Consider the following 22536-nt stretch of genomic DNA (forward strand, 5'->3'; position numbering starts at 1 on the left):
ACATGTCTAAAATCGCTTATATTATGTTTGCCTCGCTGATTGTGCTGATGGTAACGCTCAACAATTATTCCATCGTCAGCGACAGTGATTCCGGCGGCTCGCGCACCCACGGAGGCGGCTATGTGGGCGGCTACGTCGGCGGTTCGGCCGGAGGACACAAATAATGCAGCCTGAAAACCACGGTTTGCTGGATTTATACGGCTGCGATGTTGAATCGCTGAAAGACGAAGGCCGTCTGAAAAACTGGCTCAGCGAAGCGGCAGAAGCGGCCGGCGCGACCATACTCGGCAGCCATTTCCACACCTTCGGCGGCGAAGGCGGCGTGACCGGTGTATTGCTGTTGGCCGAATCACACATCAGCATCCACACTTGGCCGGAGCATGGCTTCGCGGCGGTGGACGCGTTTATCTGCGGCAGCAGCGAGCTGGAAACCGTGCGCCAAATCCTGCAAACAGCCTTACAAGCCACGAACAGCGAATGGACGGTATACCGCCGCGGCAGCCGTTGGGATTGATGTTTGATTTCTTAAAATTGTTTTCAGACGGCCTCACATTTTGCTTAAAGCATTCTTAATATTTCTTCCGGACACCCCATGAACACCACCCGCCGCCAGTTTCTCGGCTACACCGCCGCCTTAACCACTGCTTCCCTGTTTTCCTATCTCGGTTATCATCATCTCAACGCCGCACCGACGGTATCGGTCAACCGTGTCGGTTTGCCGATGGGGCATTTGCTGCGCGACGGCAAATTGTCGACCAACCCGAAAAAACATTATCAATGCCACACCCTGATTTTGGGCAGCGGCGCGGCGGGTTTGAGCGCGTTGTGGTATTTGGCGAAACACGGCCACCGTGATGTGTTGCTGGCCGAAGGTTTCGAGCCGGACGGCAACAATGCGGCCTACCGTTTTTCAGACGGCCTGACTGCGCCCAGTGGCGCGCATTATTTGGCCTTGCCGTCAAAAGAAAGCAGCCATATCCGCGATATGCTGCGCGACTTTGATATTTTGCAGGCGGACGGCAGCTATCGTGAAACGGATTTGGTGCATGCGCCCGAAGCGCGTTTGTTTTACGAACAAGCGTGGCAGCCGGATTTGCTGCCTCAAGACGATGACGACAGCAGCCGCTTTTTTGCCTTGATAGGCCGTCTGAAAAACGCCTACGGCAGCGACGGTAAAAAAATCTTTGCCATTCCGATTGCTTTGTCATCGCAAGATACACAATGGCGCGCGCTCGATAAATTGACTTTTGCGCAATGGCTGAATCAGGAACGCTACCACTCGCCGACCTTACGTTGGTATCTTGATTACTGCTGTCGCGACGATTACGGGCAGGGGATTGGACAAGTGTCTGCGTTTGCCGGATTGCATTATTTTGCCAGCCGCAACAGCACCGACACGGTATTGACTTGGCCGCAGGGCTTGGCGCATTTGTCGGCGAAATTACGCGAAAAAAGCGGCTTGCAAACCTTGCATGCATGGCCGTCTGAAAACCTGATCCGCTTGGCGCAACCGGCTTCTATTAGCGCTTCCGCCGTGAAGATTCGCGAGCATTCAGACGGCGTGGACGTTTGGCTGTACGACCATGCCGGCGGCGAAACCTATGCCGTCACCGCCCGTCACGTCATCAGCGCCATGCCTTTGATGGTGGCGGCGCACATCATCGATACGCCGCAGCAATACGGTTTGCACACGCCTGAATATGCGCCGTGGCTGGTGGCGAATTTCGTGCTCAACCGTTTTCCCAAAGAGCAGGGCAACAGCGAATTGGCGTGGGACAACGTGGTTTACGGCAGCCCGTCGCTGGGCTATGTCGTGTCCACGCACCAGCATATCCGCGTGGCCAAGCCTGAGCGTACGATCTTCACCGCCTACACCGCGCTCAATCATGATACGCCGCAAAACATCCGCCGCTGGCTGCTGGAAGCCGACGAGCAAGCATTGGCCGACATCGCCGCACAAGATTTATTGAGCGTGTACGGCAAATCGTTTTGGCAACACGTCGAACACATCGACCTGACCGTGCGCGGCCATGCCATGAGCGTGCCGAAAGTGGGTTATCTAGACAATCAAAACTTACTGGCTTTGCGGCAGCATCATTCCAAATTATTGTTTGCCCACAGCGATTTGAGCGGCTATTCAGTTTTTGAAGAGGCGGCGTATTGGGGTATAGAAGCGGCGAAGAAAGTGTTGGCTTAAAGCTTAATCAATACAAAAGGCCGTCTGAAAGATAAAATCTTTCAGACGGCCTGAGACCTTTGTAAAACTCAATTTGAACTAAGAAAACTATGCTCGTCATTCCCGCTTGCGCGGGAATGACGGTTTAAAGATTTATGCAAATTGACGAGCTTTGCAAAGGCTTTGGCCTGTTTTTTAACTAAGATTATTTATCCACTTTAATCGCTTGTGGCTCGTAAATGGTTGATTCGTCGCCGTAATACAGCTTGCCGATTTTAATCGGAATGCGGCCTTGCGATTTGCGGTGTTTGTTGGAGTCGCGCAGGGAATAAGCGCAACCGCAGTATTCTTGCTGGTAGAAGTTTTCGCGTTTGCTGATTTCAATCATGCGCGCGCTGCCGCCGCCTTTGCGCCAGTTGAAATCCCAATAGGTCACGTCGTCAAACAAATCTGCCGCGCGATGGCCGCAGCCGTTGATTTGTTTCATGTCTTTCCAGCGTGAAATGCCGAGCGAGCTGGTGAACACGGGAAAGCCGTTGTCGTGGGCGTATTGCGCGGCTTTGACGAAGCGCATATCGAAACACATGGTGCAGCGGATGCCACGTTCTGGCTCGAATTCCATGCCTTTGGCCAACTCGAACCATTCTTTGCGGTCGTTTTCGTAGTCGTCGTCTTTATCGACAAACGGAATACCGAATTTTTCCGCAAAACGCAGGTTTTCTTCTTTGCGCAACATGTATTCTTTGTGTGGGTGGATATTCGGATTATAAAAATAAATGGTGTAATCGATACCGCTGGCGAGCATGGCTTCCATCACTTCGCCGGAACACGGCGCGCAGCAGGAATGCAGCAGCACTTTTTTGTGGCCGTCGGGCGGAGTGAGAACAGGGCGGTCGATGTCGGTGACGATTAATTTTTCGTTTTGGCTCATGGTTTGATTCTGTGTGTTGAAATGTTTCAGATGGCCCGATTTAAAAGTAGGCCGTCTGAAAGAATAAATAAGCTGTATTTTAGCAAATTATGTGTTTGACTGAAAGGCGGATAAAACAGAAAGGCCGTCTGAAGCCTTTGTTTTTACAATCATTCAGACGGCCTTAATGTTTAGCTTATGGTTGCGGTGGTAATTCGAAATCTTCTGAATCAGTGGCATTTATCTTATTTAATTCTTCAATGGAAAACGGATTTTCCACCGGCTTCATTTCCGGATTTTCTTCCATCTCCGGCTCGGTTTGGGTAAACAAGGCTTCGGTATTTGGCTGGGTGGATAATTCTTTGAGCAAGCCTTGATATTCTTTGGAATGCCTCATCAATTCAGCGGCGGCAGTGCGCAAGTTATCGACATCGTCACCCGGCAGGTAGAAACTGGTCGGAATATTCAACACGGTGTCGCGCAGTGGTGATTCAGGCAAATCGCGCAGGCTTAGGCTGACAAAGGTAAGCGAAATCGGATTGCCGTTGGCATCTTTGTATTGGGCTTCGTTCCAGCGGTCGGTAAAGGCGCGGAAGCGGCGCAGCGATTCTTGCGAATATTTGCCGATCGGAATGTCGATAATCGCGTTCACCACATCGCGCATACCCGGCACAGCGGCAGTTTTGTCCAAATCGCTGTTGATTTGGTTTTGTGCGTTGACATTAATCACCATTATGCGCTTGATTTTATGCGTGCTCATTTGTTGTACCAGCATATTGCTCGAATATACTTCGGTCATGTCGAGCAGGCTGCGCATACCGAGATTGTCGGTCAGGCCGCCATCGAGCAGATGGATATAAGGGCGGGATTGGCTGTCGCTGTATTGGAGAAAGTGTTCTTTGACTTCTTTTCGTGTAATATTTTGCTGCTTATTTTTTCCTTCATCTTTTTGTACTGCGGCCTGAATGCGTTTGGGCGGCGTATAATTGCAGTTGCCGCCATTATTATTAAGTGTAAGCGGCGCAAATACTACCGGCACGGCACTGGAGGCTGCAACGGCACGGGCAATGCTTAATTTGCTTAAGTTTAAGCACATCGGATCAAAATATTCTTGGGTAAAATTCAGGCGTTCGCCTATGCCCATATCTGTCGCGCTGATGATAGCAAACGGGCCTTTGCGGCGTTTTTCCAAATCTTCAAACGTGGCACTGCCGAATAAATAAGTTTCAAATTGTTCTTGCAGCAAATCACCGCGGCCGAACTCCCGTGAAGCGAGACGTGGGATGTTGGTGGCAGAGAATGCCTGCCTGATGACTTTGCGTTGAAAATTTTGCCGTAAGAAACGGCGATAAAAGCTGGGAATAGTATCTGCTCCATGCAGCGAATAATAAGCAGCCAATACTGAGCCGCCGGATACGCCTACTACTAAATCAACGTTTTCGAGTAAGGATTTTTTTTGACCGTTGATCTGGACTTGCTGCTGATGCAATTGTTCTAGTACGCCATAACCCAAAGCCGCCGCACGCGTGCCACCACCGGAAAACATCAACACCATAAAAGTATCGTCTTGATTTTCTTTATTGGCATTTTCAAAACGATAACCTTTGCTCAAATCCACTTTATTGATGGTTTCGAGCGGTTGATATTTCACCAGCGAACAAGCAGAAAGCATGATAGCCAGCGAGACGGTGAGGGTGAGTTTGGCGTTTTTTTTCAACATAATGTTTTAATCGGAAAATAAAGAAAAAATGATGAATCTGATTTCAGACGGCCTTGTTTATTCTAGCTGAATTATATTTGAATAAATACACTATTGTATGTATTAAAGCATAAAAAAGCCCGACATTGTCGGGCTTTTTTATATGATTGTTTGGCAAAGCTATGAAGCTTTATCGCCGATTTTACTTTCCTTACCAGAAATCAGGTTGATGATATTGCTTTTATGGCGATACAACACCAATACCGCAATCACCGCGGTTGCCCACACCCAAGAAGGATAAGGCATAAAGAAATAGGCCACAATTGGGCTGATTACTGTGGCAACCAAAGCCGCCAGCGAAGAAACTTTAAACCCAAAAGCCATCACCAACCACACAATGGCGCATACCAACGCAGTCGGCCAAGAAAGCGCCAGCAACGCCCCTAAGGCAGTGGCCACGCCTTTGCCGCCTTTGAAGCGGAAGAATATCGGCCACATATGTCCAACCAGCACGGCCACCGCACACACGCCGACGGTGGCTTCTACCATGCTGACTTCGGTTCCCAACCAGCGCGCCAGCCACACGGCCACAAAGCCTTTGAGCGCATCGCCCAGCAAAGTGAGCGCGGCTGCTTTTTTCTTGCCGCTGCGCAAAACATTGGTCGCGCCCGGATTGCCGGAGCCGTAGGTGCGCGGATCATCCATGCCGTATGCTTTCGATACAATTACCGCAAAAGACAATGAACCGATTAAATAAGCCGAAGTCACCGCTAAAACATTGTACATTTTGTATGCTTTGCTTAGAATGAAAGGGGTATTCTATCCAAAAAACGGGACAATGCAAATGGATAAAATTTTTTTACGCGGCATGAAGGCCGATACGTTGATTGGCGTGTACGATTGGGAGCGCGAGCGACTGCAAACGCTGGTGCTGGATTTAGATATTGGCGTGCCGGAAAAATCTGCCTTGAGCGATGACATCGGCGATACGGTGCACTATGGCGAAGTATGCGAAGCCGTGCGCAATAGCTTGCGAGAACAGGATTTTTTGTTGCTGGAAGTATTGGCCGAGCATGTGGCCAAGTTGATTTTAGAAGATTTCAATGCGCTGTGGGTGCGCGTGAGAATCGTCAAACCGGGTATTCTGCCGGATGTAAAAGAAGTGGGCGTGGAAATCGAGCGTAGTAAAAATTGATTTCAGACGGCCTTTTGTTATATCTAAGGCCGTCTGAAAGCTTCGCTTAAACGTTCAGACGGCCTGTTTATTTATATTGAAGAAAGAACATCATGGATTTAAAAGAAACCTGTATCAGCAGTGAACCGATTTACGAAGGTTCGTTTATCCGCATCAGCCGCGACCAAATCCGCTTGTCCAACGGCAAAGAAAGCCAACGCATGGTGATTCGCCATCCCGGTGCTGCCTGTGTGTTGGCCGTGACAGATAATGACGAAGTGGTGCTGGTGCGTCAATGGCGTTATGCCGCCGATCAAGCCGTGTTGGAATTGCCGGCGGGTAAATTGGATGTGGCCGGCGAAGATCCTGCCGAATGCGCCTTGCGTGAGTTGGCCGAAGAAACCAACTACACCGCCGACAGCGTGAAACTACTGCATACTTTCTACACCGCAGTCGGCTTTTGCGATGAAAAAATGTATCTCTACCAAGCCAACGGCGTGCGCGTGGGCAGCACCTTGAGCAACGATGAAGACGAAATCACCGAAACCGTGTTGCTCAGCCGCGAAGAAGTGAAAGTCGCTTTGAAAAACGATGAAATCAAAGATGCCAAAACCTTAGTGGGTTTGCAATATTGGTTGATGAATAGTTGAATATAGTCATTTAAAATAGGGGCTTAGGAAGCAAAATCATCAAAAAACATGATAAGCTCCTAATATGAAACTAAAAAATAAGTATCAAAAGTTCAGCAAAATTTCAGAGCAAAAGTTTAGAGAAATAATCCGCTGTTTTGCTCTTGATTTGACCGCTTCCGATACTGCTAAAATGACCGGCATTAGTGTACGCAGTATCAATCCTATTTTCCTGAAAATCAGACACAGGATTGCTGCTCTGTGCGAACAAAGCTCACCACTGTCCGGTGTGGTCGAATTAGATGAATCTTACTTTGGTGCGCGACGTATCAGGGGTAAGCGCGGTCGCGGAGCGTCAGGTAAAACCATCGTATTTGGCATACTGAAACGCAATGGCGTGGTCTATACGGAAATCGTTCCCGACGCTTCGAAAGCCTCACTAATCAAGGTCATACGTGGTCACATATCTGCTGACAGTGAAATCAATACTGACGGCTGGAAAGCATATGACGGTCTTGTCGATATGGGCTATGAGAAGCATTACCGTGTTCATCACGGTTCCAATGAGTTTGCTCGAGGAAAGCAACATATCAATGGTATTGAATCTTTTTGGAGTTATGCTAAGGGGCGTTTGGCTAAATTTCATGGTATTTCCAAAGAGATGTTTTATCTGCATCTCAAAGAAACGGAGTTTAGGTTTAACCACCGGCATGAAGATTTAGGTAAAATATTAATGAAGATGCTTCGAAATAACCCAATTTAATATTTTTGCTTCCTAAGCCCCTAAAATAATATAGCGTTGCCAGCTCCCTTATGTACTCAATGTACACGGCGGTCGCTGTCGTCTTGTCTGATTTCTATTTAAAACGACTATAGTTTGCTTAAAGTTAAAGGCCGTCTGAAAGATTATCGTTCAGACGGCCTGATTTTATCCATCACAAGCAGCAGCTGCCAAAGCGCAATTTCTTGCTGAACACCAATTCATGTGTTTTTTGTTTAATAACTAAAATATTGGTGGCATCTTCCAAGGCGCGGATGCTGTGTGCTTCGTTCGGTTCAAGGCGCACCACCTGCAAGCCTTGCGTGTCGAGCGTGCCTGCGGAAGTGATGACTTGCGCGCGGCCGTTGAGCACCAGCAATAACACAATCGCATCGGTTTCGTAAGTCGGGATTTCATTGTTTTGCTGCAAAGAAAGCTGCACGATTTCTTGGTCGTTGTCGCTGGCAATCACGCCGCCGAGCAGGGCTTTGGGGTCGGGGGTGTATTGTTTCATGGTGTTTTCCTGAAGCGTAAAATCAGCGATTAGTATAAACTTTTATTTTGTTTCGATATTAAATATCCCAATTTGTTTTGACATAAAACAAGGCCGTCTGAAAATATTCAGAAGGCCTATCAATCACTCAATTAACGTTTAAACAGTCACAACCCCATCGCATGCTTAATCAAGCGGTTTTTGATAAACGGCGCAGCGTTGACCAAATCCAAGCCGGTGTTACGCAGCCAAGGCAGGGCGGGCAGGGTGTTGTCGGCAAACAGGCGGAACAGGCCGTCGCAGCCGTATTGCATGGTGCGCACCGGTTCGAGGCGGTTTTGTGCGAAGCGTTTTAAAAATTGATACGCGCCGATGTCGGTCACGCCTTGACTGAGTTTTTGCAGTTCGAGCACATCGCCGAACCCCAAATTCACACCTTGTCCGGCCAGAGGGTGGATGGTGTGTGCGGCATCGCCAATCAGCAACACACGCGGCGCAAATGTGGTTTCGGGGCGGCGCAAAATCAGGTTGAAAGAAAATGCGGGTGAGAGCGGCGAGAGCTTTCCCAACACGCCTTCGCCTTGCGCGGTGACGGCAGCGGCCAAGTCTTCGGGGCTGAGCGCGGTGAGTTTTTCCGGTTCGGCGGTGCTCCATACTACGGAAATTTTATGGTCGGGCAGCGGCAGATAAGCCAGCACTTCGCCATTTTTAAACCATTGAAACGCTGTGCCGTGGTGGTCTTTTTCGGTGATGAAGTTGGCAACCACGCCATGATGGCCGTAAGGATTTTCACGCACCTGAATGCCGGCTTGAGTGCGCACCCAAGAATTGGCACCGTCGGCACCGATAATCAGCTTGGCCTGCACTGTATCGCCGTTTTCCAAGCGTACTAAGGCCGTCTGAATGTCGGTTTCCAGTTCGACTGCTTTTTGCGTGATCACCGGAATATCCAGCGCACGGATTTGTTGCCACAATCCGGCCAAGATCCAGCGGTTTTCTGCGATGGCGGTAAGGCGCGGCGCAGGAATATCGGCGGCTTTGAATTCGATTCGTCCGCCATTGTCACCGCGTACATCCATGGTGGTCACCGGCTGAATGCGGCTTTCAGACGGCCACGCATCCAGCGATTGCAGCAAAGCCTGATTGGCCGGGCTGATGGCAAAAATGCGCGCGTCCCAGCCGGTTTCCAAGCGGCTTAAATCGGTTTCGGCGGGGCGGATTTCCAGCAGGGCAACATCGCGACCTTGGCGTTTGAGCACCACAGCCGCCGCTGTGCCGACCAAGCCGCCACCGATAATCAGAATTTCGTGTTCAATCATGGCATGGTTTTCTAAAACGAATATAGTTCAGATTATAGCCTGTTTCAGACGGCCTTACTAACACACAAGGCCGTCTGAAACATAGACAAATTGCAAACCGTGCATTTACAATCGCATTCATCATCATTCGGGGATTACGCATGAATATTTTAATTTGCAATGACGACGGTTATCTTGCGCCGGGCATCGCGATTTTGGCGCGCGTGGCGGCAGAATTTGCCAACGTGCGCGTGGTGGCACCCGAACGCGACCGCAGCGGCGTGAGTAATTCCTTAACGCTCGACCGGCCTTTGCGCATCCGCCAAGCGGAAAACGGTTTTTATTATGTGAGCGGCACACCGACCGACTGCATCCATCTCGGTTTGCACGCGCTGCCCGAATTTCAGCCCGATTTGGTGCTGTCCGGCATCAACAATGGTGCAAATATGGGCGATGACACGCTGTATTCGGGCACAGTCGCTGCGGCAACAGAAGCCTATTTAATGGGCATTCCGGCGGTGGCGATTTCGTTAAACGATTTCAGCGGCCGCTATTGGGAAACCGCCGAAAAAGCCGCGTGGTTGCTGCTCGAGCATCTGCTGAAAAATCCGCCGCAACCCCCCATGCTGTGGAACATCAATATCCCAGCGGTTGCGCCGGAAGACATCCAGGGCATTAAAATCACGCGTTTGGGGCGGCGTCACCACGCGCAAAGCATTGTACCGACGACCAATCCGCGCGGCGAGCCGGTGTATTGGATTGGCCCGGTCGGCGACATTTCCGACCGCGAACAAGGCACGGATTTTGGCGAGTGCGAAGCGGGTTTCATCACGGTAACGCCTCTGCAAATTGATTTAACCTCGCATGAAGAACTCAGCGGCGTGCGTGCATTTTGGCAAAATGCGCCGCATAAGCCGGCTTCAAAATAAGCGTGAACAATCGGTTTACTTTTGCTAAAGTAAAAATTTTCAGACGGCCTCAAGCATAAATCGGCCTAAAAACAGACAAATAGCTCGAGCAAAAACAGCTGCGCTCATCAGATTAGTTTGTCATTTTACCCATACAACACTTGAGAATGGGGCATATTTTGATTATGATATGCCCCAACAGAAATAGAAAACCCCCAAACGAAGGTCATCCATATGTTGAAAAAAACCGCATTCTATGCCGGCTCGGCCGCTTTGGCATTATTCTTAAGCGCATGTGCCAGCCAGCAACCTGCACCTGTTGTCGACGGTACTTCTTCCACCGGCTCGACTTCAACGGCAACCAATCCATACGGCGCCAATCCATACGATCCGAATGCGGCTTCTACCGTGGCCACTGATGCGCCATACGTTCCACCTGCCACGCAACCTGTTTCTACGCCTGCTTACACCGGTTCAACCGGCGGTACTTATGTGCCGTCTTACGCACCGGTTGACGTGAATGCAGCTACGCATACCGTGGTGCGCGGCGATACCGTTTACAATATTTCTAAACGCTATGGCATCAACCAAAATGACTTGCGCTCATGGAACAATCTGGCCGACAACACCATCAGCGTGGGCCAAGTTTTGCGCGTGAAACCGGCAGGCTATGTAGCACCTGCGACCACCGCAGCCAGCACACCGGCAGCCGCTCCAGTTTCTACTCCGGCCACTACCGCCACCGTATCAACTGGTGCTACCCGCACCGTGAGCGGCATCACTTGGCAGCGTCCGACCGTGGGTAACGTGATTACTAATTTCGGCGGCAACAATAAAGGTGTCGACATCGCCGGTAACGCCGGTCAATCTGTGGTTGCTGCTGCCGACGGTAAAGTCGTGTATGCCGGCTCAGGCTTGCGCGGCTACGGTAATTTGGTGATTGTGCAGCACAATTCTACTTTCCTGACTGCTTACGGCCATAACCAAAGCCTGATGGTCAACGAAGGTCAAACTGTGAAACGTGGTCAGATTATTGCCAAAATGGGCAGCACCGATGCACCACGCAACCAATTGCATTTTGAAGTGCGTCAAAACGGTAAACCGGTTAATCCGACTACATACGTTCCGTTCTAAATCAACTGATTTTATTGAATCTACATAAAGCCGTGTGAATCATGCATCTACATGATTCACACGGCTTTTTTTTTAAAATTTTGCTTGCGTTTAATAAGCTATCGGGGGTATAGTATTTTCTCGTTGGACGAATGTCCAATTAAAACAAAATAATCACAAGGAGAATATCATGAACAGTGTCACCGCCATGCAATTGGTGCGTGCCGGCATCAAGCTCTATCCGAGTCACGGATATGAAGGCTTAACTGCTGAAGTCATCTCCAAGCACCTCAATATTTCCCCACAAACATACGAATCGATGTTTCCCGATAAAGATGAATTTATCAAAATCATGTTGCAGGAATTCAATGCCTGTTCATTGGGCAGATTATCATTCGATTTTGCGCCGCAAATGCCGCCAATCGAGCGTATGCGCCAAATTGTTTGGCGCTTATCAGTGGCGTTGCGCTGTAATTTGGATTGGACGCACCGTATGCTGTTGGATAGCTACTTGGGTGTCAAAATCATCAGAAGAGCCTTGAAAATCCAAAATGAAATCATTGCTTTAGGTTTAATTAAGCTGCTGCGTGAATGTTATCAAGGGCAGGAAATTTCCGAATTAGAATTGCAAAACCGCTATGAATTTCTGAAAGGTGCGGTATTCCTGCCGCTGATTATCACGCATCGTGATGAAAAAATGGGTGTGTTGTCAGAAGACATCAGCAGCAATGTGCCCAACCTGATGACCGATACGCATATCCAGCAGCGGATTAATTGGGCGTTTAAAGTATTATTTAATGATTGAAACCATAGGCCGTCTGAAGGCGTATGGTTTTTCAGACGGCCTATCTGGCTTCTTGAAAAAAGCATGAATTTGAACCAAGCTCTATGCAAATCTTAAGAGTAAAAACACAATATCATATTAATGGATGATAAGTATTTTTATTCTAAAAATTTTCTTGATAGGGAAAAATTTTTTTATCATAATTGGACAACTGTCCAATGAAAAGGAAGATGCCATGTCTGAACAAAATGCACATGACAAATTCATTGCTGCCGGCAGCAAACTCTATCCCGAATTAGGCTATTACAAACTTTCGGTGCGCGTGTTGGCGGCCGAAGCAGGCTTGAGCTCGGGCATGTTTCATCATCTTTTTACCAATAAAGATGTCTTTATTCTCGAATTGCTCAATCATCATAATAACTACATTTCCGCCAATCTGGACATGGCGGCGCTCTCCGATAATCCCTTTGAAAAGTTGCGCACCATGGCGCAGGTTTTGGCCGAAGATATACGCAATAATTTGCAATTGATTCACCGCATGTTTGCCGACAGCGCCAACGGCGTTGATGTCATCAATCATTTTATCCGCACCACTAGCGCTAAGCGCATGGAAATATTCAGAAAAGTGTTGGAAGAGTGTGGCAAGCTGGATAACAGCGTTCCGGCAACCGATGTGCAGCGCTTGGGCTATTTCAGCGCGGCGGTAAATGCCCCGATGATTATTGGCTCACGCTTCGGTCAAATGGATTTACTGCCCGATACCATCAAAGGCCGAGTGCCGGATATTCTCACCAATGAAGCCATTAGCGAGCGTATCGACTGGTGCTTGAATGCCATGTTTCCCCATCACGCAAAATTCACCGATAAACAGGAAAAATCATGAAAAAAATCATCACGATTGCCGTGGTTGCGGCATTGGCTGCCGGCGGTTTTTACTATTGGCAGCAACAGCAAAGCGGCAAATTGCCGGAAAACATCGCCCAATCCAACGGCCGTTTGGAATTAAACCGTATTGATGTCGCCAGTTTGTATGGTGGTCGTGTGGAAAAAATGAATGTGGCCGAAGGCGATGATGTGAAAGCAGGCGATGTGTTGGCGGAATTGTCGTCAGACACCAGCTCCAGCCGCTTGGCAGAAGCGCAGGCAGCGGCACGCCGTCAGCAAGAAGCGGTTACGCGTGCGCAAGCGGCCAAAGCGCAAACCCAGCAATCGGTTGCCCGCGCACAAGCCAATGTCGATTCCGCCCGCCAGCAGCAGCGCGTGGCGAAACTGGAATTAGACAACGCCCGCAAATTGCTGGCTGATCAATTGGTTTCGCGTTCAGAAGTGACCAAACGCCAAGCGGATTACGAACAAGCTACTGCCGGTGTAAAAGCCGCCGAAGCCGCCCGCGATGAAGCGCAAGCTGTGGTGGCACAAACCGGCGCGCAAATTGCCGAAGCGCGTGCCGGTGTGGAACAAGCTGAAGCACAAGTGAAATCCGCCACGTCTGCCAATGATGATATGAACATCCGTGCGCCGATTGATGGCCGCGTGGAATACAAAATTGCTGAAGTCGGCAACGTGATTGCAGCAGGCAACAAAATTGTCAGCCTGTTGGATCCGACTGACGTATCGATGAATGTTTTCCTGCCGACCGACAGCATGAGCCGTCTGAAAGTCGGTGATGAAGCACGCATCAAACTTGACGGTATCGATGCCGTGTTCCCTGCCACCATTCAATTTATTGCTACTGATGCGCAATTTACGCCGAAATCGGTGGAAACCGAAAGCGAGCGCGCCAAGTTGATGTTTAAAGTGAAATTGCAAGTGCCGTCTGAAACCGCCACGCGCTACAACCGCTTGTTAAAAGGCGGTTTGACCGGCAACGGCTTTGTCAAAACGCAAGAAGGCGAATGGCCGTCTGAATTGGCGGTGAAGCTGCCGCAATAAGCTTTCCATATTTTCAGACGGCCTTGAAGCAACACAGGCCGTCTGAACCACACGAGTGAAATAACCATGACAACAACCGCCGTTTCCCTTTCCGCTGTTTCCCACCGCTACGGCAAAGTGCAGGCGCTGGATAACATATCGCTTGAAATCGAGCGCGGCCAGACCGTGGGTCTAATCGGCCCCGATGGTGTGGGCAAATCGACTTTATTGTCGCTGATTGCCGGTGTGCGCGTGATTCAAGATGGCAACGTGTCGGTGTTGGGTGGCGACATGGCCGACAAAGAAACGCGGCGGGAATTGTCGCACCGCATTGCCTATATGCCGCAAGGTTTGGGACAAAACCTTTACCGCACCTTATCCGTATATGAAAACATCGATTTCCACGCGCGTTTGTTCGGCTTGAAAGCGCAAGAACGTGAAGAGCGGATTGCGCGTTTGGTGGCGGCAACGGGTTTGGATCCGTTTATCGACCGCGCGGCAGGCAAACTTTCCGGTGGCATGAAGCAGAAATTAAGCCTGTGTTGCGCCTTGGTACACAATCCCGATTTATTGATTTTGGACGAACCGACCACCGGTGTCGATCCCTTGTCGCGCCGCCAATTCTGGACGCTGGTTAACGATTTGCGCCAAGAAAACCAAGGCATGACGGTGATTGTCGCCACTGCCTATGTGGAAGAAGCGCAGCAATTTGAGCAGCTGTTGGCGATGGACGACGGCAAACTGTTGTCCAACCAATCCACGCAATCGGTTTTGGAAGAGTATGGCACCGAAGAGCTGGAAGAAGCCTACATCAAAATGTTGCCGGAAGAAAAACAGACCGAAGGCATTTTAAACATCACGCCGTTTATGCCTGATCCTGATTTGCCGCCGGCCATTGAAGCGCATGGCTTGACCAAGCGTTTTGGTGATTTTACCGCCGTCGATCAGGTTAGCTTTACCATTCCGCAAGGCGAGATTTTTGGCTTTTTGGGCAGCAACGGCTGTGGTAAATCTACCACCATGAAAATGCTCACCGGCTTGCTGGAAGCCACTGAGGGTACGGCTGAGTTGTTGGGTAAACCGATTGATGCAGGCGGCACCGACGTGAAAATGCGCGTGGGTTATATGTCGCAAGCGTTTTCGCTGTATGAAGAATTGAGCGTGCGCCAGAATTTGGATTTGCATGCCAAACTTTATCAATTGGGTGACAAAGGCAAAGCGGCGGTAGAGGATGCATTGCATCAATTTCAATTGGATGAAGTGGCCGATACTGCGCCGTCATCGCTGCCTTTGGGCATTCGTCAGCGCCTGCAATTGGCTGCGGCGTGTCTGCATCACCCTGAAGTGTTGATTTTGGATGAGCCGACTTCGGGCGTTGATCCGGCAGCCCGTGATATGTTTTGGCGCCATTTGCTCAAGCTCTCGCGCGAAGACAAAATCACCATTTTTGTCTCCACCCACTTTATGAACGAAGCCGAGCGTTGCGACCGCATTTCCTTTATGCACAAAGGCCGCGTGTTGGGCGTGGGTACGCCGGAAGAATTGACCCGCGAGCAAAACGCACCGGATTTGGAAGAAGCGTTTGTGCAGTATTTGATTGAAGCGGAAGGCGAAACAGAATCCGGTGAAAAAACAAGCGACCCCAGCCAATCTGCGCCCGCTGCTTCAGACGGCCTACCATCAACTGCATCACAGCCAACTTCTTATAATCCGACAGCCAACGGCGAAGCCGCCGCGCAACTGGCCGCCCGCGTGATTCAGGCCGACAGACAGCAAGACAGGCCGTCTGAAAATCATGACACCGAATCCGTTTCAGGCGGCCTTGTTAGCCATTCTGCGCAAAATACGCCATCACATGCAGAAAGCAGCACAGAAAATACGTTTAATCCAAACCAACAATCGGTTCCGCAAAATGATGACTTTGCTTCTACGGAACATATCTCTATGCCGTCTGAAAACCAAGCCACGGATAAGCAGCCGGTTAATACACGTTCAGACGGCCTGAATACGCTCACGCCGTCTGAAAACGCCCATCACAAGCGCGATACCGAATCATTGAAATATTGGCTGGCAACGGTGTTCACTTTTGCAAGGCGTGAAACCAAAGAATTAATCCGCGACAAAATCCGCTTGGTGTTTGCCGTGTTCGGGCCGGTGATTATGTTGGCAGCGATGGCGTGGGGCGTGTCATTTGACGTGCAAAACCTAAGATTTGCTGTGTACGACCGTGACCAAACCAGCAAAAGCCGTGAATTGGTGGAATATTTTTCCGGTTCGCGTTATTTCATTGAGCAGCCGCCTTTGCAAAACGAAGCTGACATTCAGACGGCCTTACAAAGCTCGCAAGCGGTGATGGTGATGGATATTCCGCACGGCTTCGGGCGCGATGTGGCGCGTGGTTTATCGCCGGAAGTGGCTTTTTATATTGATGGCGCCATGCCGTTTAATGCGTCGAATATTCAAGGCTATGCGGCCAGTTTGGTCGGTGCATATAGTCGCGCCAAAATTGAAGCACAAGGCTTACCGATTAATCTGAATCCTCCGGCGGTGGTGGAACCGCGCATGCTGTATAACCAAGATTTCAATAGCATCAATGCGATTGCGCCGGGTGTGGTGATGCTGGTGTTGATTATGGTACCGGCAATGATGGCGGCGGTGGGCGTGGTGCGTGAAAAAGAGATTGGTTCGATTGCCAACTTTTATGCATCGCCCGCCAGTGTGTCGCAATATTTAATCGGCAAGCAGTTGCCTTATATCGGTGTCGGCTTGATTAACTTTGCTGCCTTGGCACTGATGCTGGTGTTTTGGTTTGGCGTGCCATTGAAAGGCTCGTTGCTGGGGGTGCTGATTGGCACGGTATTGATTGTGACCGCATCAACCGCCATGGGCTTGGTAATTTCCAGCTTTGTGCGTTCTCAATTGGCTGCGATTTTTGCGGCGGCGATCATCACGATTATCCCGACGGTCAATTATTCCGGCTTTCTGTATTCGCTTTCTGCGATGAGCGGAGCTTCGGTCATGTTCGGTAAAATCATGCCTGCATCTTGGTATCGCAATATTACCGTCGGCAGTTTTACCAAAGGCTTAAATACGGCCGATTACACCACTGAATATGCAGCAATTGCGGCCTTTGCGGCGGCTATGTTGATTTTGGCGTGTATGCTTCTGAAAAAACAGGAGAAATGATGAGAACCTTACGAAATATTGTCACGCTGATGTTTAAGGAATTCCGCAGCCTGTTGACCGATCCGGTATTGCTGGTATTGATTGGATTTATGTTCACCGGCGAAATCATCAGCTCGGCGCAAATCAGCACCGATGTAAAAAATGCCACCGTGGGCATCATCGATCAAGACCGCTCAACCTTGTCGCTGCGCATCCGTGATGTTATTTTGCCGCCGTATTTTCGCACACCAATAGATGTGAAACGTGAAGATGCCGACGAGCTGATGGATAAAAACAGTTTGATTTTTGTGTTGGAGATTCCCCCGAATTTTGAACGCGATGTTCAGGCCGGACGCAGCCCGTCGGTTCAGCTTCTCACTGATGCGACCATGATGACGCAGGCCGGTTTGGGTTCGTCTTATCTGACCCAAATTATCAACCGAGAAATTCAGGAATTTGTCGGCACGCCTTCGATGCCGGTGGTTTCGCCGGTGATGAATATCCAGTTCAACCCCAATGGCGACAGCGTGTGGTTTCTGCCGATTATGCAGGAAGGAAATAATGCGGCTTTACTGATTCTGATTTTGGTCGGCGCGGCAGTGATTCGCGAGCGCGAACGCGGCACCATTGAGCATCTGTTGGTGATGCCGGTGAATAGTTTTGAATTGATGATGTCGAAGATTTTGGCCAACAGTTTGGTAATTCTGGTGGTGGAATTGCTGTCGGTACGGCTGATTGTGCATCACATGCTGGATGTGCCGATTAATGGTTCAATCGTGCTGTATGCGGCGGGCTTGTGGCTGTTTCTGTTTTGCGTGGCGTCTTTGGGCGTGATGCTGGCGACCGTTGCCCCGAGTATGGCGCAATTCGGCTTGCTGATTATCCCGATTCACATGGTTACGCTGCTGTTTTCCGGTTCGACTTCAGCACGCAGCAATATGCCTGAAGCGGCGCAAATGATTAGCGAATATTGGCCGCAAACGCAATTTGCCAATTTTTCGCAAAACGTGGTATTTCGCGGTGCGGGCTTGGATATTGTGTGGCCGCAAATGCTCGCCTTAATGCTGCTGGGCTTGGCCTTTTTGGGCTACGCATTGCTACGCTTTAGGAAAATGCTTGAGCAGCGGGGATAATGTTTTCAGACGGCCTGAAAGATGGAAAAAGGCCGTCTGAAAGAAAATCAAATTAAAAACATTCAAAACGAAAATTAGGCCGTCTGAAAAAAGGACAATCCATGAAATCCATTCAAATATCCGCTTTATGCGCCGCTGTGTTGCTGGCCTTAACCGCTTGTCAAAGCACGCAGATTCCGCTTCATTCCGAAATTAGTGTGCCGCAATCGTTTAGCGAAAGCGAAGCGGCAAAAGGCAGCGAACAAATTGCCCAATGGTGGCAGCATTGGCATGATCCGGTGTTGAACCGTTTGATAGATCAAGGTTTGGCGCAAGGATATGATGTCAAAATCGCGGTCAGCCGTTTGAACGAAGCACGTGCCACCAGTCGGGCTGCTATTGCTGATTTGGGGCCGCAAGTCGGCTTGAGCGGCCAGGGCGGCATTGTGCGTGGCGAGGCCGATAATCCGCTCTCGGGTGTGGCTGCACAAATCCCGCAGGCAAGTGCATTGGGCAGCGACACGATGGATATCAAGGGTGACCAGTTAATGGGCGGCGTATCCGCTTCGTGGGAGCCGGATATTTTCGGTCAGAAACGCAGCGATGCCGACGCCGCCTATTATGCCGCTTTGGGGCAGCAAGAGCAGGTGTATGGCGCACAAATGTTGGTGGCCGGTGATATTGCCGAAAACTATTTTAAAGCACGCGCAGTACAAGGCCGTCTGAAAGTGGCGGACGCGAGCATTCACACGCTCAAACGCTTGCAGCAATATGTGCAAGGGCGTTTCAAAGCAGGCCATGTCAGTGGCTATGAAGTGAATGAAGTCGGCGTGCAGCTCACCGCCGCCGAAGCCAAACGCGCCACGTTGCAAGCCGAATATGATGCTTATGTACGCAGCATTGCCGTGTTGACAGGTAATATGCCGCAAAGCTTTGACTTGCCGCCATCAGCTGTAGATGTGTTAGCCAAACAACCGGCCGCACCAAGCGGACAAACCCCGCAAGGTATGCTGGAGCGCCGCCCCGATTTGCGCGCCCACACCGCGCAAGTGAATGCCTATGCCGCTAAGTTGGCCAGTGCCAAAGCCGATTTACTGCCGCGTTTCAGCATTAATTTCATGGGACAAGGCGCGCGCATCGGCATTGATGGTAGCGATGCTTTGAAAGGTTGGGCAAGCTTGTTGAGCGTGGGCATTCAAATGCCGATTTTCACCAACGGCCGCATTAAAGCCAATATTGCCGCCGCCGATGCCCGCCTTCAGACGGCCTTATTGCAATACGACCAGCAGCTTCTGACCGCATTAGGTGAAGTGGATAGCGCCTATCAAAGCGTGCAGGCCATGCAGCGTCAAACCGCGTTGATGCAAACCGCTCATCGCCAAGCCGCGCAACATGCACAGGACACGGAAAAACTGTTCCGCAACGATTACAAAACCTTAGACCACGCCTTACGCGCACATTTGAACGAAAACCAAATGCAGGAAAACCTGATTCAGGCGCAGCTTGCCCGCGCGCAAATGCTGGTGTCGCTTTACAAAGCATTGGGTGGTGGTTGGTCGGATAGCATAAATTCATCGGAATCAGGTGTTTGATATAGATAAATAAAGGCCATCTGAAATGGATTAGATCATGCCAATTGATTTTCAGACGGCCTTTTTGACAGCGTGTCATGTTTGTCACATATTTTTAAGTTTACAAATTTTAACGCATTGAAAATCTGCTCAAAAATCAGTCAAAAAAATCTATTTCACCATTTTCAGACGGCCATACGATAAAATCAAAATTACCTGATTTCATAAGCCTCTAGCGATCTTACCATTTGATGACGTATTCAACTGCTTTCTCGTGAAGGCTTGAATTTTCTGCATTATGGCTGTCAAGAGGGTGAAAATGTAAAAATCTTCAGGCCATCTGAATCGGGCAAACAATCCAAAAAAACAGGGTTTGTCAAGTACTGGATTGTCGGATTGAAATACATTATATTGTGTGCCGTAAGATTAATTTATACCGTATCTTGTGTTTTCAGCTAGGACTTTGACGATGAATGCAACCACTCACTTGCAAGTAACCAAACGCGATGGCCGCTTGGAGCCGATTGATTTAGACAAAATCCACCGTGTCGTCACTTGGGCGGCCGAAGGCCTGAATAATGTATCGGTGTCGCAAGTCGAGCTGAAATCGCATATTCAGTTTTACAACGGCATCCGCACCGACGACATTCACGAAACCATCATCAAGGCCGCAGCTGACCTGATTTCACAAGATTCGCCCGACTATCAATATCTGGCCGCACGTTTGGCCATTTTCCACCTGCGCAAAATCGCTTACGGCGAATTCGAGCCGCCTCATCTGTTTGACCATGTAAGCAAACTCACCGAAGCGGGCAAATACGACCGCCATATTCTTGAAGACTACACACGCGAAGAATTTGATGAGCTGAATGCCTATATCGACCATTGCCGAGATATGACCTTCTCATACGCTGCGGTGAAGCAGTTAGAGGGTAAATATCTGGTGCAAAACCGCGTCACCCGTCAAATCTATGAAACGCCACAGTTTCTGTATATTTTGGTGGCAATGTGTTTGTTCAGCAAATATCCGAAAGCCACGCGCTTGGATTATGTGAAGCGTTTCTACGATGCGGTTTCTACCTTTAAAGTATCGTTGCCAACGCCGATTATGAGCGGTGTGCGCACACCAACCCGCCAATTCTCAAGCTGCGTATTGATTGAATGTGACGACAGCTTGGATTCCATCAACGCCACCACCAGCGCGATTGTGAAATATGTATCACAACGCGCGGGCATCGGCATCAATGCTGGCCGCATCCGTGGTTTGGGCAGCGAAATCCGTGGCGGTGAAGCGCAGCATACCGGCTGCATTCCGTTTTTCAAAATGTTCCAAGCGGCAGTGAAGTCCTGCTCGCAAGGCGGTGTGCGCGGTGGCGCGGCAACCTTGTTCTATCCGATGTGGCACATTGAGGTTGAAAACCTGCTGGTGTTGAAAAACAACCGCGGCGTAGAAGAAAACCGCGTGCGTCATTTGGATTATGGCGTGCAAATCAATAAATTGATGTATACCCGCCTGATTAAAGGCGGCAACATTACCTTGTTTTCGCCAAATGAAGTGCCGGGCTTATATGACGCATTTTTCGCCGACCAAGACGAATTCGAGCGTTTGTACACCCAATACGAGCAAGACCCGAACATCCGCAAACGCAGCGTACCGGCCACCGATTTGTTCTCATCATTGATGCAAGAGCGCGCAGGCACAGGCCGCATCTATATTCAAAACGTTGATCACTGCAACACCCATAGCCCGTTTGATCCGAGCGTGGCACCAGTGCGACAGTCTAACTTATGCTTAGAAATCGCCTTGCCGACCAAGCCGTTAAACAATATCAGCGATGAAAACGGCGAAATTGCTTTGTGTACCTTGTCCGCCTTCAACTTAGGCGCATTGAACGACTTGGACGAATTCGAAGAAATGGCCGATTTGACCGTGCGCGCCTTGGATGCCTTGCTGGATTATCAAGACTATCCGGTAAAAGCCGCTTACCATGCGACCATGAACCGCCGCACCTTGGGCATCGGTGTGATTAACTATGCGTATTACTTGGCCAAAAACGGCGTGAAATACAGCGACGATTCCGCCATCGGCCTGACCCACCGCACCTTTGAAGCGATGCAATATTATCTGCTGAAAGCATCGGTAAATCTGGCCAAAGAATATGGCACTTGCCCATTGTTTAACGAAACCGTTTATTCGCAAGGCAAACTGCCGATTGACACCTACAAAAAAGATTTGGATGCCATCTGCCAAGAGCCGCTGCATTATGATTGGGAAGGCTTGCGCGCCGACATCGTCAAATACGGTTTGCGCAACTCAACCCTGACTGCCTTGATGCCGTCTGAAACCAGCTCGCAAATCGCCAACGCCACCAACGGCATTGAACCGCCACGTGGTTTGGTGACGGTAAAGGCATCGAAAGACGGAATCTTGAAACAAGTCGTGCCCGAATTTGAAAATCTGAAAAATGCCTACGAAACCCTGTGGCAAATGCCAAGCAACGACGGCTATCTGAAATTGGTGGGCGTGATGCAGAAATTTGTCGACCAAGCGATTTCGGCCAACACCAGCTACGACCCGGGCAAATTCGAAGGCGGCAAAGTTTCTATGAAACAAATGCTGAAAGATTTGCTCACCGCCTACAAATACGGTGTGAAAACACTGTATTACCACAATACACGCGACGGCGCGGATGATACGCAGGCTGATTTGCAAGATGACGGCTGCGCGGGCGGGGCGTGTAAGATTTAAGGAACTTAAAATTTGATTTAACAGAGCTTCTTTGAGAAGTCTGTAAGCAAAATTTAGGCTTCTTGAAGAAGGATATTCATTATT

General features: G+C 49.7%; 20 protein-coding genes. 15 read left to right on the plus strand and 5 right to left on the minus strand.

The genetic code is table 11. The features are described from left to right. Positions 1 to 2: 2 nt before the first annotated feature. The 3 genes from GJV52_RS13130 to GJV52_RS11985 all read left to right on the plus strand — a co-directional run bounded on the left by GJV52_RS13130 (position 3) and on the right by GJV52_RS11985 (position 2197). Positions 3 to 164 (plus strand): hypothetical protein, encoded by a 162-nt coding sequence (locus GJV52_RS13130; RefSeq protein WP_195690046.1) that lies wholly within the window; start codon positions 3 to 5, stop codon positions 162 to 164. After that, positions 164 to 514 carry an adenosylmethionine decarboxylase gene (gene speD / locus GJV52_RS11980; RefSeq protein WP_095503491.1) on the plus strand — a complete coding sequence of 117 codons (351 nt, stop codon included), beginning with the start codon at positions 164 to 166 and terminating at the stop codon, positions 512 to 514. The genes GJV52_RS13130 and speD overlap by 1 nt, the downstream gene beginning before the upstream one ends. Before the next feature lie 78 nt (positions 515 to 592). Further along, complete coding sequence (locus GJV52_RS11985) at positions 593 to 2197, plus strand: NAD(P)-binding protein (RefSeq protein ID WP_095503492.1); 1605 nt, start codon at positions 593 to 595, stop codon at positions 2195 to 2197. A gap of 184 nt (positions 2198 to 2381) precedes the next feature. Here the strand turns inward: GJV52_RS11985 and GJV52_RS11990 are convergent, their stop codons facing one another. From GJV52_RS11990 to plsY, 3 genes are all read right to left on the minus strand, one after another. After that, complete coding sequence (locus tag GJV52_RS11990; RefSeq protein ID WP_095503493.1) at positions 2382 to 3107, minus strand: epoxyqueuosine reductase QueH; 726 nt, start codon at positions 3105 to 3107, stop codon at positions 2382 to 2384. A gap of 175 nt (positions 3108 to 3282) precedes the next feature. Beyond that, positions 3283 to 4806 (minus strand): patatin-like phospholipase family protein, encoded by a 1524-nt coding sequence (locus GJV52_RS11995; protein WP_100563780.1) that lies wholly within the window; start codon positions 4804 to 4806, stop codon positions 3283 to 3285. A 159-nt stretch (positions 4807 to 4965) separates the two neighbouring features. Then, on the minus strand, positions 4966 to 5571 hold the full coding sequence (plsY, locus tag GJV52_RS12000; RefSeq protein ID WP_095503495.1) for a glycerol-3-phosphate 1-O-acyltransferase PlsY: 606 nt from the start codon (positions 5569 to 5571) through the stop codon (positions 4966 to 4968). Between the two features lie 58 nt (positions 5572 to 5629). On the opposite strand from plsY, the gene folB reads away from it, so the two are divergent. From folB to GJV52_RS12015, 3 genes are all read left to right on the plus strand, one after another. Then, on the plus strand, positions 5630 to 5980 hold the full coding sequence (folB, locus tag GJV52_RS12005) for a dihydroneopterin aldolase (protein WP_095503498.1): 351 nt from the start codon (positions 5630 to 5632) through the stop codon (positions 5978 to 5980). A 92-nt stretch (positions 5981 to 6072) separates the two neighbouring features. Further along, on the plus strand, positions 6073 to 6609 hold the full coding sequence (locus tag GJV52_RS12010; RefSeq protein ID WP_100563781.1) for an NUDIX hydrolase: 537 nt from the start codon (positions 6073 to 6075) through the stop codon (positions 6607 to 6609). 64 nt (positions 6610 to 6673) lie between these two features. Then, the gene (locus GJV52_RS12015; protein WP_095503842.1) at positions 6674 to 7351 is read left to right on the plus strand and encodes an IS1595-like element ISNme3 family transposase; all 678 of its coding nucleotides are present in this window, start codon (positions 6674 to 6676) and stop codon (positions 7349 to 7351) included. A gap of 172 nt (positions 7352 to 7523) precedes the next feature. On the opposite strand, the gene GJV52_RS12020 is transcribed toward GJV52_RS12015, so the two are convergent. Next, positions 7524 to 7862: a cupin domain-containing protein gene (locus tag GJV52_RS12020; protein WP_095502517.1), complete on the minus strand. Its 339-nt coding sequence runs from the start codon at positions 7860 to 7862 to the stop codon at positions 7524 to 7526. A gap of 146 nt (positions 7863 to 8008) precedes the next feature. Then, positions 8009 to 9160 carry a UbiH/UbiF family hydroxylase gene (locus GJV52_RS12025; RefSeq protein ID WP_100562973.1) on the minus strand — a complete coding sequence of 384 codons (1152 nt, stop codon included), beginning with the start codon at positions 9158 to 9160 and terminating at the stop codon, positions 8009 to 8011. A 140-nt stretch (positions 9161 to 9300) separates the two neighbouring features. Between GJV52_RS12025 and surE the strand changes: the two genes are divergently transcribed. The 9 genes from surE (at position 9301) to nrdA (ending at position 22452) form a co-directional block, all read left to right on the plus strand. After that, on the plus strand, positions 9301 to 10068 hold the full coding sequence (surE, locus tag GJV52_RS12030) for a 5'/3'-nucleotidase SurE (protein ID WP_100562972.1): 768 nt from the start codon (positions 9301 to 9303) through the stop codon (positions 10066 to 10068). Positions 10069 to 10281: 213 nt separating this feature from the next. Continuing rightward, positions 10282 to 11181, plus strand: coding sequence for a peptidoglycan DD-metalloendopeptidase family protein (locus GJV52_RS12035; protein ID WP_095503794.1), 900 nt, complete (start codon positions 10282 to 10284; stop codon positions 11179 to 11181). 169 nt (positions 11182 to 11350) lie between these two features. Then, positions 11351 to 11965 (plus strand): TetR/AcrR family transcriptional regulator, encoded by a 615-nt coding sequence (locus GJV52_RS12040; RefSeq protein WP_100562971.1) that lies wholly within the window; start codon positions 11351 to 11353, stop codon positions 11963 to 11965. A gap of 214 nt (positions 11966 to 12179) precedes the next feature. Beyond that, complete coding sequence (locus GJV52_RS12045) at positions 12180 to 12827, plus strand: TetR/AcrR family transcriptional regulator (protein WP_157798106.1); 648 nt, start codon at positions 12180 to 12182, stop codon at positions 12825 to 12827. Then, a complete protein-coding gene (locus GJV52_RS12050; RefSeq protein WP_100562969.1) occupies positions 12824 to 13876 on the plus strand; it encodes an HlyD family secretion protein in 1053 nt (350 codons plus the stop codon). The genes GJV52_RS12045 and GJV52_RS12050 overlap by 4 nt, the downstream gene beginning before the upstream one ends. Before the next feature lie 66 nt (positions 13877 to 13942). Continuing rightward, a complete protein-coding gene (locus GJV52_RS12055) occupies positions 13943 to 17041 on the plus strand; it encodes an ABC transporter ATP-binding protein/permease (RefSeq protein ID WP_100562968.1) in 3099 nt (1032 codons plus the stop codon). Further along, the gene (locus GJV52_RS12060) at positions 17041 to 18153 is read left to right on the plus strand and encodes an ABC transporter permease (protein WP_100562967.1); all 1113 of its coding nucleotides are present in this window, start codon (positions 17041 to 17043) and stop codon (positions 18151 to 18153) included. Before GJV52_RS12055 ends, GJV52_RS12060 begins: the two co-directional genes overlap by 1 nt. Before the next feature lie 101 nt (positions 18154 to 18254). Beyond that, positions 18255 to 19724, plus strand: coding sequence for an efflux transporter outer membrane subunit (locus GJV52_RS12065; protein ID WP_100562966.1), 1470 nt, complete (start codon positions 18255 to 18257; stop codon positions 19722 to 19724). Positions 19725 to 20172: 448 nt separating this feature from the next. Then, on the plus strand, positions 20173 to 22452 hold the full coding sequence (gene nrdA, locus GJV52_RS12070; RefSeq protein ID WP_095502572.1) for a class 1a ribonucleoside-diphosphate reductase subunit alpha: 2280 nt from the start codon (positions 20173 to 20175) through the stop codon (positions 22450 to 22452). Positions 22453 to 22536 lie beyond the last annotated feature (84 nt).

The sequence above is a fragment of the Neisseria brasiliensis genome, assembly GCF_009671065.1.
In the GTDB taxonomy this organism is placed as follows: Bacteria; Pseudomonadota; Gammaproteobacteria; order Burkholderiales; family Neisseriaceae; genus Neisseria; species Neisseria brasiliensis.